A 1,136-nucleotide genomic window follows, 5' to 3' on the forward strand; every position below is an offset into this window, starting at 1 on the left:
GGCCAAAGCGTCCCGGCGCCCGCGCGCGGCGTCGAGCTCGGCGGACAGCCGGGCGGCGTCGCCCTTGAGCACACCGATCTTCTCCGTGGCGGCCGTGAGGTCCAGTTCCGCCGTCTCCAGCTCGAACCGCAACTGCTCCAAGTCCGCGTTGGCGTCCCGGGCCTGCTCCAGCCGTTCTGTTGCCGCGGCCACGGCGGCTGCGTGTGCTTCGGCGGAAACCTCCGCCCAATCGCGGGTGTCGGCCGCCACGGCCTTGGCTGCGGCCAGCCGGCGGCCCAGATCCTGCTGCTCGCGGGCGCGCTCGGCGGACTCGGCGTCAGCGGTGCCGTACGTCTCGCGCAGTTCCAGCAACCGGGCGGCGAGGGCGGAGATCTTGTCCTGGTTGTCGAAGCCGAGCAGATAGTCGGACGCCCCGGTGTGCCGGTCGTCCTTCTCCGTGGTGCTGCTGTTGCGCTTTACCGCGCCGCCCAGGGTGACACCGCGGGCGACCTGTGCCAGCTGGTCCGGGTCGTCGACGCAGACGTAGTCGTAATGCGCCGTGATCTTGCGCCGGACCCAGTGCCCCATGGCGGTGTCCCTGGTGACCAGCTTGGTGACCAGGTCATCGTCGTCGGCTTCGGCCTTTCCGTCCAGCGGGGCGCTGACATCGATGATCCGCAGGAAGCCGCGGATGTTGTGCTCGTTCAGGTACCGGGTGACGGCTTTCATCCGGTCGCCCGGGACCAGCATCGCGGCGGCCAGCGACCGCAGTGCGCGCTCGGCGGCCGGGCGCCAGCGAGCCTCGGCGGCGGCCATGTCGATCAGCTCGCCGGCAAACGGAAGTTCCTCTTCCGCGATGCCCGTGGCGGCACAGATCTGCCGGCGGCGCTCCAGGCTGTCGGGACGAATGTTGCTGGTGCGGCGGCGGAAGGACTCGATTTCTTCCTCCAGTGCGCGGATCCGGCCCTTGAGGGTCCAGGCCTCGCCCTGGGCGTCGTTGCTCCGTTCGCGGGCCGACTCGGCCTCCTTGGCCAGGTCCTTGGCCAGCACGCCGGCACGGCTGCGCGCGGCGGCGAGGCCGGCGGGACTGAAGTCTGCCTCGATCCCCGCATCCGCCAGCTCGCCCCGGACGGCATCTTCGACGGCCTGGCGGGCCC

1 pseudogene is annotated in these 1,136 nt (G+C 71.3%); it reads right to left on the minus strand.

Features of this window, described 5'->3' with window-relative positions:
* A pseudogene (locus AC5RV2_RS18235) lies at window positions 1-1,136 on the minus strand (ATP-binding protein); the annotation flags it as partial.

The sequence above is a fragment of the Arthrobacter sp. Y3225116 genome, from assembly GCF_059091245.1.